Origin of the sequence: Streptomyces sp. NPDC005728 (genome assembly GCF_040630895.1) — a bacterium.
Taxonomy (GTDB): Bacteria; Actinomycetota; Actinomycetes; order Streptomycetales; family Streptomycetaceae; genus Streptomyces.
Map to the genome: position 1 here is coordinate 1 of NZ_JBEXYL010000144.1, position 14566 is coordinate 14566.

A 14566-nucleotide genomic window follows, 5' to 3' on the forward strand; every position below is an offset into this window, starting at 1 on the left:
ATCCTCAGGCGCCAAGTCCTTATGGCTGCCGGGTTCACGGCAGGAGCCGCCACTTGTAACGCGGATCCTCAGGCGCCAAGTCCTTACGCACCGTCACATAGGACGTGCCTTCCCGATAGGGCGTGCTCAGAAGCTTGCCGTCGTCGTGCGAGAGCCAGAAAAGATCCCCCGCATCGTTGGAGCGGAAATGCCAGGCCTGGTCGATATCGTTCGCATCGCACTTCCCCAGCCAGGCAAGCCCCCAACCGGCGACATCCGCGATGCACTTGTTGGTGCTTCGAGAGACGATCATCCACGCGGGAGTATGCGCCAGCTCGAGCCGCCACTGCTGCCGGGGATCGGAGGCATCACACGCCGCGAAGGTGGCGGTGCCCTGGAAGGCATTCGCGGGATCGTCCGCGGTCGTCATGCACAGACCGTTGCCGGCGTTGCGGAACTGGCTCCAGGTCTCCTTGGCGTGCACGGGCGCCGTCCCTGCAAAGAAGACACCCCCCACGGCCGCCGCCAGAGCAACGGCCGTGACACGGACCCGACGCATCGACTTCATAACTGCCCCTTTCCTCAGGTGGAGATGAGCAATCTCGATCATGGGACGCCTCCCCCGCGCCACGCCATCCCCGGATCGAGGGATACCGACCGGCACGTCCCTTCCGATCCGCAGCACCGGCCGGAGTGCCTTCGCCTGTTCCGTACCCTGGCGGCATGCGTATGCGCCCCACCTTGAGCTGGACCCCTGGCGAGGACCTGCCGCCGGGCACCACGGATCTGGAGCCGGTCGCCGATGCGCTGAGCACCGGCGGTGTGCTGGTGCTCAGCGGGGCGGGCATCTCCACGGAGTCGGGCATCCCCGACTACCGGGGCGAAGGCGGGAGCCTGAGTCGGCACACCCCGATGACCTACCAGGACTTCACGGCCAGCGCCCAGGCCCGACGCCGGTACTGGGCGCGCAGCCACCTCGGCTGGCGTACCTTCGGCCGCGCCTGCCCCAACGCCGGGCACCTGGCCGTGGCCGCGTTCGAACGGCACGGCCTGCTCTCGGGTGTGATCACCCAGAACGTCGACGGCCTGCACCAGGCCGCCGGCAGCGAGGGCGTCACAGAACTCCACGGAAGCCTGGACCGGGTCGTCTGCCTGTCCTGCGGTGCCCTCAGCCCCCGACGCGAACTCGTCCGGCAGCTGGAAGAGGCCAATCCAGGCTTCGAGCCGGTGGCCGCTGGAATCAACCCGGACGGTGACGCCGACCTCACCGACGAACAGGTCGGGGACTTCCGCGTGGCGCCCTGCACGATCTGCGGCGGCATCCTCAAACCAGACGTGGTGTTCTTCGGCGAAGCCGTTCCGCCGCGGCGGGTCGAACACTGCCGCAAGCTGGTCCGTGAGGCCGCCTCGCTGCTTGTCCTGGGCTCTTCACTGACGGTCATGTCCGGGCTCCGGTTCGTCCGCCAGGCCGCCCAGGCCGACAAACCGGTGCTGATCATCAACCGGGACCCGACCCGAGGCGACCGGCACGCCCTCACCCGGGTCGCGCTCCCGCTGGGAACGGCTCTCACCACCGTGGCCGGCCGGCTGGGCGTCCCCGTGCACGGATGACGGATCAGGTCAGTCCCACTGCTCGTCCGCGAGAGAGCTGACCGGCTGCGGCTTGCCGATGACGGCCAGGGCGATGAAGAAGCTGATCTGACCGATCGCGATGGTGAGGGTGGCCAGCGCCTTTTGGTCGTAGTGCTTCGCCACCTCGGCATAGAGGTCGTCGGAAACGCGCTCCTTGCCGTGCGGGGCAGGCTGGAGGGTGGCCTCCACCAAGGCGAGGGCAGCACGCTCGGCGTCGCTGAAGTACGGGGCGTCCTGCCAGGAGGAGACGGCGGTGATGCGCTCCTCGGACTCTCCGGCCTTCCGCAGGAAAGCCGTGTTCAGGACCGTCAGGTAGGTGTTGCCCACGATCTGTCCGGCACGCAGGTGGACGAGACTCATCGTGGTCCGCGGCACCGAGCGGTTGCCCGTGGCTCGGAACAGAGCTGCGCTGATGTCGTTCAGCTCGGGCACGAACTCGGCCGGGTTCGGCATCCGGGAGATCGAGGTGTTCGTCATGACTGCACTCCTTCGCATCAGCCTGGTCGGCGACTTCACTGCACTGACGGACCGGCCGACCAAGGTGTGACAGGCACCCGAGAAATTCCCGAAAACGTGAACGTGGCTTCTGCATACTTCAGTGGCATCTCGCTGAGCCGTGGGTGGCCGTTTGAGCCGGCGGCGCCAGGTCCGACCCCGACCTCTCCGACCTCGAGGTGACCCGACGCGTCCGGTTGGACCGGCGCGACGGCCTCGGCCTGGGCGTGCAGGGAACACCGGACTTTCTTCGTCGATGGAACCCGGATCCAGTCCCCGTGCTCCTACCAGGCGTTCAAGGCGGTCGTCGACGACCGGTTGCCCGGATGAGGAGCAGCGGCACCATGCATGACCCGATGGACCCGGCGTGCGTCCTTCATGCCCGCACGGCGACCGAGGTGATCCTGCCTGTCCCCGTGAACGGTCCCACCTGCCCCGACGTATACGACAAGGTGAACGCGCGTGACCCCCACCAGCCGGCTCCTCTACGACGAACGTCTGACCACTCCGAGGTCCTGGTGGGTGATCGCTGTACTCTTCGGCATCTCCCTGGCCCTGGTCTTCCTCCCCAATGGGCCGGTCGCCGCGCTCGTCGCCCTGGCCGTCGGCACCTGCCTGGCTGGGATGTACGTCAGCGCGCGGGGATCGACGCGGATACGGGTCACCGCCGACACGCTGTTGGTGGCCGACGCCCGCGTCCCGCTGGCCGCGCTGGGGCAGCCGGAGACCCTGCACGGGGAGGAGGCTCGGGCCTGGCGGACGTACAAGGCCGATCTGCGGGCCGTCATGGTGATGCGCCGTTTTATCCCCACCGCGGTGCGCGTCGAGGTCCTCGATCCCGACGACCCCACGCCCTACCTGTACCTTTCCACCCGGACGCCCGAGCGGCTGGCCGAGGCACTGGTGGCACGGCTCTGAGTGGGCGCACGGCCGGTAGGGGATGACGGGCGACCGTGCCACCTGATCACGTGACGGGACACGGGGGACGTGTCGGAGCAGGCCGGGCCAGCCGCACGGGAGCGTGCGCGCGGGCCGGCCTGTTCGCCGTGCTCGGGACCGTGCTCGCCACGTTCGGGCACGGTGCGATCGCCGAAGGTCCGGTGCCGTGGCGGCTGGTGGGGACGTTGGCCGTGGCCCAGTTCGCCGCGGTGTGGCCGCTGGCTCGGCGCCGCTACGCGCCGGTCGCGACGATCATCGTCACACTGGCTGCACAAGGCGTGCTGCACCTTGCGCTGTCCTACGCGGACGACGAGAGTCCGCTGAGCATGCCGGAGCACACGCATGCCGGGCATCCCATGACGGCTGCCCGGGACGGGCATGCCTGGCATCACGCCGGGGCGGCCATGGCCGCGGTGCACATCCTCACCTCGCTGACGGTTGCCTGGCTGCTGCACCGGGCGGATGCGCGGACCACGGCCGCGCTCGGCACGCTCCGCACCTTGGCCATGGCCGCGGCAACCGCACTGGCACACGTGCTGCCACGACCGGTCGCCGACATGGACCGGGTGATGCTCGGGATGCCCGACGGCCGGGCACGCGCATGGTTCGGCCTGGCGGAACTGGCGCGGGACGAAGTACTGGAGCACGCGGTGGTGCGCAGGGGACCACCGCGACAGGAGAACTCTCCAGTCCTTCACCGGTCCCAGCACCTGCGGGGCCGGATTCACCCGTACCTGCAAGGAGTCCCCCTGTGCCCATCTCCACCCACGTGTCGACGCGTGCCGGCCACCGCATCACTCTCGCCGGTGCCGCCGCACTGACGGCCACGCTCGCCCTGGCCGTCCCGGCCTCCGCGCACGCGGAGGTCGAGGCCGACCACCCTCAGGCCCTGGCGGAGAACGTCACCCTCAGCTTCGTCTCCGAAGCCGAGTCCGGCTCCGCGGGCTTCACGAAGCTGCGCATCGTGCTGCCCGAGGGCATCGCCCCCAGCGACGTCACGCTCGAGGAGGCACCGAAGGGCTGGAAGCTGACGGCCACCGATGACGGCTACAGCGTCGAAGGCCCCGCCCTGAAGGCCGGCGTCGACGCCGAGCACAAGATCAAGGTCCGGCAACTGCCGGACGTGAAGCAGCTCGCTTTCAAGACCCTCGAGACCTACAGCGACGGCGGGGTCTCCCGCTGGATCGAACTGCCCACCGGCGGCAAGGAGCCCGAGCAGCCCGCTCCGCTGCTGAACCTGAAGGCCGCGGCCCCTGGCGCAGAGCCGGTCAGCCCGAAGCCGACGGAGACGCACAGTGCGACTCCCGGTTCGGGTTCCTCCACGTCCTCCGCCCCCGCTCCTTCGCCGGACGGCTCGGTGGCTGCGAGTGACACAGCGGCTGAGGAGGACGACGGCATGTCCTCGGGTGTTCTGGTCGGTGTGATCGTCGTTGCGCTGCTGGTCGTCGGCGGCGGAGCCTGGTGGCTGACCAAGCGCCGGGGTACCTCGTCCCAGAGCTGATGTTCACCACCGTCGGCGTGGAGCGGAAGGACTGCCGCCCCCCGCCGACGGCCCGCACGGGCTCACCGAACGTTGTTGAGCCGTCCGGCGTCACAGTGGTGACCGATTCCGAGGGAGCCACCATGACTGCCGTACGTCTCAAGGCCCGTCTCGTGTGTACCGTCGCGCTGTTCGGGAGTTTGCTGATCTCCATCACAGCCTGCGGCTCCACGAGCGGGACGGACTCGAATACCAGCAAGAAGAACGAGCCGAAGACCACCTGGAACGAGCCTGACTCGTACGACTACAAGCTCACGATGAGCACCTCCGTCCTGGCAGGAGCCTTCCGGGTGACGGTCCGGGACCACAAGGTGACGAAGGCGGTCGGGCTCGACGCGGACAGCCGACGGGCGGGAAAGCAGATACCTGGTGAAGTGCCCACGATCGGAGGGGTGTTGAAGCTGTGGGAACAGGCCCGGCGTGACGGGGCGGACACAGCCGAGGCGGAGTACGCAGCCGACGGGCACCCGGTTCGCGTCTCTCTGGACTGGGACAAGAATGCCATCGACGACGAAGCGGTCTACGTCATCAGCTCCTACGAACCAGCGCCCAGCTAGGGCCTGTGTGATGTGGTGATCAACCAGTTGCTCTCAGGAGGTCGCTGATCCCGATCATCGAGGCGCGGAGGTGGGGGCAGGCGAGGTAGCTTTCGGGCGTCTTGTCGTACCGATTCGCGATGCTCCGCCGTGCCCTGCACCTGATCTGCGCTGTCGGGGACCTGGTACGTGAACGGGACCTGCGGGTCGCCGTGCGCGCTCGTCATCGTGCTCTGCAGGCTCGCGGGACGCCCCATCTTATGGGTGAATTCGGAGGCTTCGGGATCGCGTGCTTGGGGGGCGCAGCAGTATGAGACGGGTGACCGCGTCCTCGTCCGGTTCTTCGTCCGCCGACGTCCCGCAGCAGGTCGGCCTCCGTGGCGACGTGCGCTTTGAGGACATCGCGAATGCCTCCTGGTGGCAGATGGCTGCCAGGCTGCCCCGCACGCTCGCCGCCGCGGCCCGCCTCGGTTGGGCCGCCGACCGTCCCGCGATGCTCCAGCTGGCCTGCTGCCAGCTGGCCGTCTGCGCCGCCTCGGCCGTCGCGCTCGCGGCGCTGCCGGGTGCACTGGCTCAGTTGTTCCACGGCGGTCAGGTGGGCGATCGGGTGGCGGCGGCGACTCCTGCGCTGATCGTCGTCGCCGTCGCTGCGGGGGTGCGCGCCGGGGCCGACGCGCTCGCCGTCTACTCCTCCGCGCGGCTCGCCCCGGAGGTCGCCACCGAGGCCGACCTCCAGATCCTCGCGGCTGCCCCGCAGGTGGAGTTGGAGGCATACGACAGGCCGGGATTCGCCGACCGGCTCCAGGCTGCCGGCCGTGGGGCGGAGGCGACGGAGAACTTGATCAGCGATGCCCAGGCGCTGATCTCCGCGCTCGGCCAACTCATCGCCGCCGTCTCGGTCCTGGCCCTGCTCCACCCTGTGCTGCTGCCACTGCTCGTGCTCGCCGTCGTTCCCAAGGGTGCCGCGGCCGTCTCCACCGCCCGCATCCAGCACCGCGCCGACCACCAGAACATCGCGGACAGTCATCTGCGCTACCTGCTGCGGCACTACGCCACCCACCAGCGCACCGCAGCCGAGGTGCGCGCCACCACCATGGCCGCGTTCCTTGCCGACTGGTATCAGGAGGTCACCGACCGGATCAAGGCCACACACCGCCGCGCAGCCCCGCGTGTCCTGCGAGTCACCCTGTTCGGCGCCTGCGTCAGTGGTCTGATGCTCGCGGCGACCTGGGCCGCTCTGGGCTGGCTCGCCGCCACCGGGCGGATGAACCTCGCGCTCGCGGCCACGGCGGTCGTCGCCGTGCGCACCTCTACCGGCGCGCTGACATCCCTCGTTCTGGCCGCCGCCCGGCTGTTCCGTACCAGCCTGTATCTGGAGGACTGGCGGGCGTTCCTGTGCCGGGCCACGGCGCTGCGCGCGGTCCGCGGGTCCCGACCGATTCCGATCGACGCGCCCTCCGAGGTCCGCGCCCACAAGGTCAGCTACACCTACCCCGGTGCCGCTAGACCGGCGGTCGACGACGTCAGCCTCACGCTGCGGCGCGGCGAACTGATCGCGCTGGTGGGCGAGAACGGCTCGGGTAAAACCACTCTGTCCGCCCTGCTCACCGGTCTCCGTATCGCGTCCAGCGGCACGGTGAGCTGGGACGGCATCGACTTGGCCGAGGCCGACCCGCACAGCGTGTGGGCAAAGGTCGGCCTGGTGCCCCAGGACTACACCCGCTGGCCGATGGACCTACGCGCCAACATCCATCTCGGTCAGCCCCGTTCCGAGAGCGACACCCTCCTGCTGGACGCCGCACGGGCGGCCGGCGCGGACAGCGTCATCGCGAACGTTCCGCATGGCCTGGACACCCTGGTCGCGGGCTCGCACTGGGGCGGTACCGACTTGTCCGGTGGGCAGTGGCAGCGGATCGCCGTCGCGCGCGCCTTCTACCGTGACGCCGCGATGCTCATGCTCGACGAACCTACCTCCGCGATGGACCCCCGCGCCGAATACCTGGTGATCCGCCGTTTCAAGGAACTCGCCGCGGGCAGGACCGCCGTCTTTGTCACCCAGGGCCTGGAGAACGCCCGGATCGCGGACCGGATCGTCGTCCTCGACCGGGGCCGGATCCGTGAAGAGGGCGACTTCGAGACCCTGATGGCACGCGGTGGACTCTTCGCCGAGCTCTACCGGCTCGCCCAGGACCGGTGACTGACCGCCCCTCTGTTGTGCGGCCGTCGGCCTGCCGGGCCTCAGGGCTGCTCTTCCGGCAGCCTCTTGTGCGGCAGGACCGGCACCACCATCATGCGGTGGTACTCCCCAGGCCGGTGCGGTTCACCCACCGGGAGGCCGTCGACCTCCACCCAGGCGTGCGCGCGGAACGGCGCCGTGCGCACCCCTGTGCACCAGTCCGGCCAGACTCCGTGCATCCGGCACAGCAGCGCCGTGGCCACGGAACGCTGCAGACAGCCCTCCCCGGCGCAGCGCGCGCTGAGCGCGACGACGGCCTCGCGTGCGGCGAGCGTCTGAGAGGTGGTGGCGGGGGCGGCCCCGCGCCGGACTACGGACAGGACGCGGCGGATGCGGTGCGGCTTGAGTGTGACGATCAGCCGGGCGGCGCCCGTGGCGATGAGGACGGGCGGACGCCGTCGGAAGGGCAGGCGGCTGCGGGCGGCGGGCACCATCGGCTGGCTCATGCGGGCACCACCAGCCGGGCCTCCGTCAGCGCGCGCGTGATCGAGGCCGTGTCGGTCTCGGCGCGCTCTGCTGTGAGCCGGGGGTAGGCCTCGCGGAGCACGCGGGCCATGTCCGGTGGTTCGGCGCCGTCGAGGAGGCTTCGGAGGACGAGCGCTGCCGTGCGGTTGAGCTGCCAGTAGCGGCCGGTGACTTCGTCAAGCAGCACCATGCCGTCAGGTGTGTCCGCCGTGCAGACTCCCGGTCGCAGGGTCAGGCTCACGGTGCTCCTTCGGTGATCGCGGTGCTCGGGGGAAGGGGGGTGTGGAGCGAGCGCGTAGCCAGATCTCGCTGCCCAGACTGGAGCTGAGGGAGCGCAGTGATTCTGGGGTGGGGTGCACGCCGAGCAGCGACGCACGGACCGCGGCGTCATCGATCAGTCCGGCGCGGGCGAGCCATGAGCCGTCGAAGAGCTCCACCAGCGCAGAGCGATTGCGACGCAGGCTCACGTGGAAGTCCGTGCTGTACTCGCCCTTGGTGTTCCTCCGCAGAACGTCGTCGGGCACGATGCCGCGCACCGCTTCGGCGAGCACCGGCTTGTATCGACCGGGCGTGCTGCGCTCGGCCACGCGGATGGCCAGGGCCGCCTCGATCACATGGTCGTCGAGGTAGGGCGCGGCCTGGCCCAGTCCTCGGCGAGACGTTACCTGGTCCAGTTGCCGCAAGCCGCGCCCACCGGTCCGTACACAGGCGAGGGCGGCGTGCTGTCCGCGCTCGGGTGCGAGGGGCTCGGCGGTGGCGGCGGCTTCCCGGAGCAGGCCCTGCACGGCCTCGGCCGCGTCCCGGGTCGCCCACGGCGGCATGCACAGGTCCACCCCCCACGCCGTCGAGGGGGCGCCGCGGACGAGGGCTGGCGACGGCTGCTGCTGCGTGGTGAGACCCTCCGCCCATGCCGCCAGCCACTGGCCGAACGTCCTGCGGTCCACAAGCTGACGCAGCAGCTGCCGAAGTGGCCAGTGCTGGGAGGCGCGTTGCGTACGGATACGAGACCAGGCCGACAGGGGGTGGCGTCGGACGTAATCATGCAGGTGGGGCGGAAACGTGGTGAACAGCTCGTCTCCGCCGCCGCCCATGAGGTGCAGACGGGATCCACGGCCGGTCATCAGGCGGCACAGCGCCGCCATCCTGGCGCCGTCGCGCACCCACGGTCCCGGCTCGTCGGTGGGCACGGCGTCTCCGGTGAGACCTGCCAAGTCGCTGTACCAGAGGGGCCATTGGTCAGGGGCGGGCGTGACGTGCTCGCTGTCGGGAAGACGGGCGGCGGCACGCACGGCCCAGGCCGCGTCGTCGTTCTCCGGGTCGAGGCTCTGCCAGCGCAGTGTCACCAGCTTCGTTCCGGTCGGCCGGGTTCGCTCCTGCTCCCGCGCGGCCAGGAAGCACAGGCTGGTGGAGTCCACGCCTCCGGACAGGTCCGCGCTCACCGTACCCCGGCCGACGGTACAAGAGTCCACCGCTGTGATCAGTGCCGAGCGCACCGCAGGCACGCCTTCCTGCCATGCGCGTTGCGGCTCCGGAGGGGTCCACCACGGCTGCGTGCGAGCCTGCCCGTCCGCGTCGATCAGCAGACAGTCGAAGGACGGCACGGCTTGTACGCCTTGCCACACGCAGTGGTCGTCCAGCGGGTAAGGAAGCGGCGAGGCCAGCAGGTGCGCGGCCAGGACCTGTTCGTCGGGGCCCGCTCCGGTCACGGCGGCGAGCCCGTCCGCCCGGTTGGCGGCCACAGACACCCCGGCCACACGCGCGTGGAAAAGCCGCCGCACCCCGGACGCGCTTCCCCTGGCCCGGACCAAACCGTCGACGGAAGCCACGAGGTGGAAGCTTCCGTTCAGGCTGCGGGCGATCCGTTCCACGTCCCCGATGTCCCGCAGCCGCCCCGTACGCTCGGACAGCGCCTCGACGGTGACCGGGCAACGCCCGATCACCGCGACCCGCCGCGCCCCTGCCGCGCCCACCGTCACGTGTCCGTCCGGCCAACTGCCAAGCAGCCACGGCCGACCGGAGTGGTGTCGGATGGTCTCGGTGGCCCAGGGGCGCAGGAGCCGCGCCGCGGCCACGCCGGATTCACCGTCCGGGAGGACGGTGAACCACACATCACCGCTCATGGCACTTCACCCGTCATGTACTGTCGATCTCCGGCTCAGTTGGGGCCGAGGTACCACTCGTAGGGCGGGAATCCACCCTCGTAGAACGCGCCCAGAGCCTCGCCTCGGGTCAGCTCGGCGAAGTCACCGACTTCCACCATGGCCGGTGGTTCGTACACTTCGTCCTGCTGCATGAAGGTCCTCCTTTACCTCCGCTGGTGGCGTGGTATCCACGCTCCGGCGGAAATTACCCAAGGCATTTCGGCCCTACATCCGACAGCGCCCGCTCCCACCCCATTCAGTGAACCGAGCGGATTTCCTCCCTCGGCGGAAGCACGTATGCGGCGCCGCGTGCGCCGTGCACGCCCGGAGCTGGGAAGGAACCGGCGAGATCGGACACACAGGACAGATCCACAACCCAGCCGATGAGTTCCAGCCGCCCGGACGGTGCCCCCGACGCGGCAGCCTCCGAAGCGCCTGCGCCGAATCTCGTGCTCATAACCGGGCCTCTCCGGGAGGGCGAGACGCCCCAGCTGTGCGCCACCGCCTGCGCGCCCGGGAGGCACCGCCCGTCGGCACCCATCGGCCGCAGCCGCTCCCTACCGCTGTCGCGCCGTGCCGGCGCGGCCATTCTCGGCTCGAGCAGTGCGTCTGCGACGGCAACTACTTCAGGGAAGACGACCCCGCCCCACGTTCCGCCACCATTCCAGGTCGGTTCCGACGTTGCCGCCTGCGACCCGGTGCAGGCGGCGTGGCCAGATCTCATCCAGCTCCCAGTACAAAGCCTGGCCCCACCACCGGCGCACCACCGCATTCGCGGTCTTTTCACACGGACTTGTCCCTGGTCAGCGTGGACTCCACCACCGCCCGCGCCCACCACGACGCTGCCGGGATGTGCATCGGCAAGGAGGTCATGGACGCCCTTGAGGAAACCGCCGCCGAGCAGGAGCGGGCCCGGCAAAAGGGGGCGGCCCACCAGAACAGAACGGACAGGACGGGAGTGACGACCCCGAGCAGCAAGAGCGGCGGCACATCAGGCGACGGCGCAAGCTCCCCTTGCATGAAGCCCTGCTCGACAGATCCCGTGGCGGGCTGACGAGCAAGGTGCACATCCGTCTGCCAGTCTGCCGTCCCCTAACCCCGTCCTGACGCTGTCGCCGCAGACAAGGCCTACTCATCCCGCGCTAACCGCTCTTACCTGCGAAAACACAACATCAAGGCAGTCATCGCGGAGAAGAAGGACCAGGTCGCCAACCGGAAGAAGAAAACGCGAGTGGTCCTGTCGCATACATGTCGAAGTTCTCGGCCGGAGGGTCAGCCGGCGTCGGCGACACAGGCGTTTCTACCAAGCCACTGGCAACTCCAGTGGAAACCGCCTGATCGTCTTTGTGTCCCAGCGCAACTCCTCCGGCGGCACTGCGAGTCGCAGACGGGGGAATCTCTCCACGAGCCGGCCGATGGCCACTTCCAGCTCTGTCATGGCCAGAGGCATCGCGATGCACCGGTGTCCGCCCCAGCCGAAGGTCATATGCGGTGCGCTGTGACGGTCAAGGTCGATGACGTGTGGGTCCGGGTAGCGCTCCGGGTCACGGTTGGCCGTCAAGTACGACACGTGAACGAAGTCGCCTGCCCGGATGTGTGCACCGTCCAGTTCCACGTCCTCGAGAGCCACCCGGGGGATTCCGACCCCCTTGCGGAACGGGATGCAGCGGAGCATCTCGTGCAAGACGTCGGTCAAGGTCTCGGGCCGGCGCCTGAGGTGCTGCAACAACTCGGGACGTGTCAGGAGCAGGTATGTGATGTTGCTGATCTGGCAGGTTGCCGTGTCCTGACCGCTGAGCGCCAGCGTCAGCGTCATGACCGCCAGTTCCCTGTCGTCGAGCTGTTCCTCGCCTTCCCGCGCTGCGGCCATCGCGCTGATGAGGTCGGGGCCGGGCGATTTCCGGCGTTGTCCGACGAGTTCGGCGAAGTAGGCCGCCAGATCGGACTTGGCCTTCGTTGCGGCCTCCTTGTTGTCCGCGCCGACGACGAGCAGTTGGTGCACGGCCTTCTCGATCCAGGGCCATTCCTCCCGTTCGATACCGAGGAGGTCCAGGACCGCGTGTTGGGGAAGCTTCTCGGACAGGTGGTGGACCACATCCGCCGGCGGTCCTTCTTTCTCCATGCCGTCCAGCAGCCGGTCCACAAGCTGGACGATCCGGTGCCGCATGGCGTCGGCCTGTTGCTGCGTGAAGGCCTGCGAGGCCAGGTGACGGACGCGGCTGCTGTGCGGTGGGTCCATCACGTTGATCGATTCCGGCGAGACGATGGGCTCCGGCGTCATCCGGGGGTAGTCGTGACCGATGATGCCCGCCCTGCTGAACCGCTGGTCGGTAGTCACCTGCTTGACGGCGTCGAAGCCCGTGATCAGCCAGGCATCCGCGTCGCCGTAGGGAAGCCGGATGCGCGCGGGAGAACCGCGCTGCATCAGGGCCGCGAGCGCAGGGTCGAAGTCCAGGGCTTCGCTGAAGTCGAACGGGCAGGTGAGTGTCTCGTTGACCGCAGTCATGAGCCGGCTCCTCCAGGCATGGGTACGACGTTGGTGGTGTCCACGGCCTTGCGAACGGCTTCGGCGAGCCTGACGGCATTGCCGACGGCCCAGTAGTGGACGAAGAACAGACGTGGTTCGTCCTCGAGGTTGTGGTGGTGCACCTCGACGAGTTCGATGCCACCGCGTCGCAGGGCCGTGAGGACGGGCTGGACTTCGCTGGCGATCATGACCAGGTCGCCGCTGAGGGCGGCCCTTCCGCCGCCGAGCGGCTGGAAGTTGACGGAGGTGGTGGAGCCCAGTCCAGGAGGCAGCACCAGATGGCCGTCGGCGACGGTCTCGCGACGGACATAGGTGCTCTTGTAGATCTCACCGTCAGCGCCGCCCTTGACGCCCATTGCGGCGTCGATGGCGGTGGTGTCCAGGTCGACGGACGCCGAAGAAGTGGCGGGTTCGGCAGGTGGGGTACCGGTGCAGTCGAATGCGGCGCGCAGACCACGAGCAACGGCGACCGGATCGTGACCGTGGGCGTGCAGGTGCACCCACCAGACATCCGGCTCGTGGGCGAGCAGGTGTTTGTGCATGGCAGTCAGCATGATCCCGTGCTTCTGCAGGACATCACAGAAGCGCTGCAGTTCGCGTTCGGTGACCACGGCGTCGCCCATCAAGAGCGTGCTGTGGTCTGCGTACCGGACGAAGGACATGTGTGTGCCGAGGGCGAGCGCGGGATTGATCCGAACGCCGTGGGAGAAGACCGTGAGGTCACGGCGCGGCAAGCCCGTGTGGTACATGAAACGCCTCATGTCACCGGGTCGGCGGAGAACCTCGCCCACGTCTGCCCAGTCCGCCAGCTTGGTCATCACCGGTTCGACCAGGGCACGGCCCTCCCGTCCGGCGGGCAGGGCGTGGGCCGGGGCCGGCACACCGGTGAGCGCGGGCGCAAAGGCGGCCGCGGCCAGCACACTGCGCCGGGATGTGGTGAGTCGGGATCGGGTGTCCTGTTGTCGCTCGTCAGCCATGTCATGCGCCTCCTGGTGTGATCGAAACACCGGAAGCCGCGTCGCCCGGTGATTGACGCAGTCAGGTCCCGCAGGTGGGCTAATACGCAAGTGAGAGTCACGCCCGAGCTGAGCAGGCTCCCCAAGTGCGGTCGTCCCGGCCGCGCAGCCCCTTGCACGAACCGGGGCGCGCTCCGGGGCCGGCCGGGGAGGCGACCGCGGCCTGCTGCATTGGCATCAGCGACATCACCGGGTCGGGGGACTGCGTCGTCGGCTACCGGGCCAGACATACCGGATAAGTGTGACTATTACCCCAAGGTGACCTGGCAACTCCCGACCGTCACCACGGCTGACAGGAGGACCAATCGATGAACCTCGCTCTGAAGCGCCTGCTCGGCGCTACCGCGGCAGTCGCCACAGGCGTGGCGGCTCTGCTCGGCACCAGCGCCGGCACCGCCGGCGCCGACGACAGCGTGCACTGCGAGCGCGCCGAACGGGGCATATGGAGCGAGGGGCCCAGCCCCGACGTGACCGGCCACCGCTGCAGCATGCCGACCACGAAGCGCCGCTGGTACACCGTCGAGGTCGACACACTCGTACAGACCCACTACAAGACGGAGTATCTGGACGGAGGAGTCGACCGGACCGAGACCCTGCACAACCGAACCATCAGGTGCCTGGGCTACACCTCCACGAACGGCACGGTGCACTGGTTCGGCTGCCCACCCGGCGGACACACACGCCAGCATGACCGTCGCTGACCGTTCTCTCCAGAACTGTCAGAAGGCGGCCACTGCCCGGCGAAGTCGACACGCGTGCACATCCACGGCGTCCGAGCGATCCGGGCAGTGGACTCCGCGGGTCACCGGGTGTCTCCGAGGATGCCCCGGCCTTCAGGCCGGGGAGGAATCGGATTCCTGCGGAGCAGGGCAGAGGCAGCCGAATCGCCGCCAGGGCGATCCGGCGTCCACCCCACGACTGGGTGACGCAGCCCAGCAGTCACTCCCCCAGGGTCGGTTCGGGTGCATGACGACGGGAGCGATCACGGAGGAGGCCGGGTATGCCCGGTACACCTACCGTGTCCGCCTGCCGAAGACGGCCCGGCGTGCACTCGAAGCCG

General features: G+C 69.1%; 15 protein-coding genes and 1 pseudogene. 8 read left to right on the forward strand and 8 right to left on the reverse strand.

Going from position 1 to position 14566, the window contains the following annotated elements:
* Positions 1–34: 34 nt before the first annotated feature.
* Positions 35–589 (reverse strand): RICIN domain-containing protein, encoded by a 555-nt coding sequence (locus tag ABZ471_RS43965; protein ID WP_359074775.1) that lies wholly within the window; start codon positions 587–589, stop codon positions 35–37.
* A 113-nt stretch (positions 590–702) separates the two neighbouring features.
* Here ABZ471_RS43965 and ABZ471_RS43970 point away from each other — a divergent pair, with 113 nt between their 5' ends.
* Positions 703–1590 (forward strand): NAD-dependent protein deacetylase, encoded by an 888-nt coding sequence (locus ABZ471_RS43970; protein ID WP_359074776.1) that lies wholly within the window; start codon positions 703–705, stop codon positions 1588–1590.
* 9 nt (positions 1591–1599) lie between these two features.
* Here ABZ471_RS43970 and ABZ471_RS43975 read toward each other — a convergent pair whose 3' ends face one another.
* Positions 1600–2088, reverse strand: a complete 489-nt coding sequence (locus tag ABZ471_RS43975; RefSeq protein ID WP_359074777.1) for a carboxymuconolactone decarboxylase family protein — start codon at positions 2086–2088, stop codon at positions 1600–1602.
* 480 nt (positions 2089–2568) lie between these two features.
* On the opposite strand from ABZ471_RS43975, the gene ABZ471_RS43980 reads away from it, so the two are divergent.
* The 5 genes from ABZ471_RS43980 to ABZ471_RS44000 all read left to right on the forward strand — a co-directional run bounded on the left by ABZ471_RS43980 (position 2569) and on the right by ABZ471_RS44000 (position 7318).
* On the forward strand, positions 2569–3024 hold the full coding sequence (locus ABZ471_RS43980; RefSeq protein WP_359074778.1) for a DUF3093 domain-containing protein: 456 nt from the start codon (positions 2569–2571) through the stop codon (positions 3022–3024).
* A 128-nt stretch (positions 3025–3152) separates the two neighbouring features.
* Positions 3153–3866, forward strand: a complete 714-nt coding sequence (locus ABZ471_RS43985) for a hypothetical protein (RefSeq protein WP_359074779.1) — start codon at positions 3153–3155, stop codon at positions 3864–3866.
* On the forward strand, positions 3803–4546 hold the full coding sequence (locus ABZ471_RS43990; protein WP_359074788.1) for a DUF1775 domain-containing protein: 744 nt from the start codon (positions 3803–3805) through the stop codon (positions 4544–4546). The genes ABZ471_RS43985 and ABZ471_RS43990 overlap by 64 nt, the downstream gene beginning before the upstream one ends.
* A 122-nt stretch (positions 4547–4668) precedes the next feature.
* Positions 4669–5142 (forward strand): DUF6174 domain-containing protein, encoded by a 474-nt coding sequence (locus ABZ471_RS43995; protein WP_359074780.1) that lies wholly within the window; start codon positions 4669–4671, stop codon positions 5140–5142.
* A 298-nt stretch (positions 5143–5440) separates the two neighbouring features.
* Entirely contained in the window at positions 5441–7318 is a 1878-nt protein-coding gene (locus tag ABZ471_RS44000; protein ID WP_359074781.1) for an ABC transporter ATP-binding protein, read from the forward strand.
* Between the two features lie 41 nt (positions 7319–7359).
* Here ABZ471_RS44000 and ABZ471_RS44005 read toward each other — a convergent pair whose 3' ends face one another.
* Genes ABZ471_RS44005 through ABZ471_RS44020 form a run of 4 tightly spaced genes read right to left on the reverse strand, consistent with a single transcriptional unit; the run spans position 7360 to position 10115 of the window.
* Complete coding sequence (locus tag ABZ471_RS44005) at positions 7360–7803, reverse strand: lasso peptide biosynthesis B2 protein (protein ID WP_359074782.1); 444 nt, start codon at positions 7801–7803, stop codon at positions 7360–7362.
* Positions 7800–8012 carry a lasso peptide biosynthesis PqqD family chaperone gene (locus ABZ471_RS44010; protein WP_359074783.1) on the reverse strand — a complete coding sequence of 71 codons (213 nt, stop codon included), beginning with the start codon at positions 8010–8012 and terminating at the stop codon, positions 7800–7802. The genes ABZ471_RS44005 and ABZ471_RS44010 overlap by 4 nt, the downstream gene beginning before the upstream one ends.
* 4 nt (positions 8013–8016) lie before the next feature.
* Entirely contained in the window at positions 8017–9942 is a 1926-nt protein-coding gene (locus tag ABZ471_RS44015) for an asparagine synthase-related protein (protein ID WP_359074784.1), read from the reverse strand.
* A 35-nt stretch (positions 9943–9977) separates the two neighbouring features.
* A complete protein-coding gene (locus ABZ471_RS44020) occupies positions 9978–10115 on the reverse strand; it encodes a lasso RiPP family leader peptide-containing protein (RefSeq protein ID WP_107090680.1) in 138 nt (45 codons plus the stop codon).
* 635 nt (positions 10116–10750) lie between these two features.
* Here ABZ471_RS44020 and ABZ471_RS44025 point away from each other — a divergent pair.
* A pseudogene (locus tag ABZ471_RS44025) lies at positions 10751–11188 on the forward strand (hypothetical protein); the annotation flags it as partial.
* A 75-nt stretch (positions 11189–11263) separates the two neighbouring features.
* Here ABZ471_RS44025 and ABZ471_RS44030 read toward each other — a convergent pair.
* Both ABZ471_RS44030 and ABZ471_RS44035 read right to left on the reverse strand, forming a co-directional pair.
* Entirely contained in the window at positions 11264–12469 is a 1206-nt protein-coding gene (locus ABZ471_RS44030; RefSeq protein ID WP_359074785.1) for a cytochrome P450, read from the reverse strand.
* Positions 12466–13467, reverse strand: coding sequence for a DUF1259 domain-containing protein (locus ABZ471_RS44035; protein WP_359074786.1), 1002 nt, complete (start codon positions 13465–13467; stop codon positions 12466–12468). The genes ABZ471_RS44030 and ABZ471_RS44035 overlap by 4 nt, the downstream gene beginning before the upstream one ends.
* 347 nt (positions 13468–13814) lie before the next feature.
* Here ABZ471_RS44035 and ABZ471_RS44040 point away from each other — a divergent pair, with 347 nt between their 5' ends.
* Complete coding sequence (locus ABZ471_RS44040) at positions 13815–14207, forward strand: hypothetical protein (RefSeq protein WP_359074787.1); 393 nt, start codon at positions 13815–13817, stop codon at positions 14205–14207.
* Positions 14208–14566: the final 359 nt, after the last annotated feature.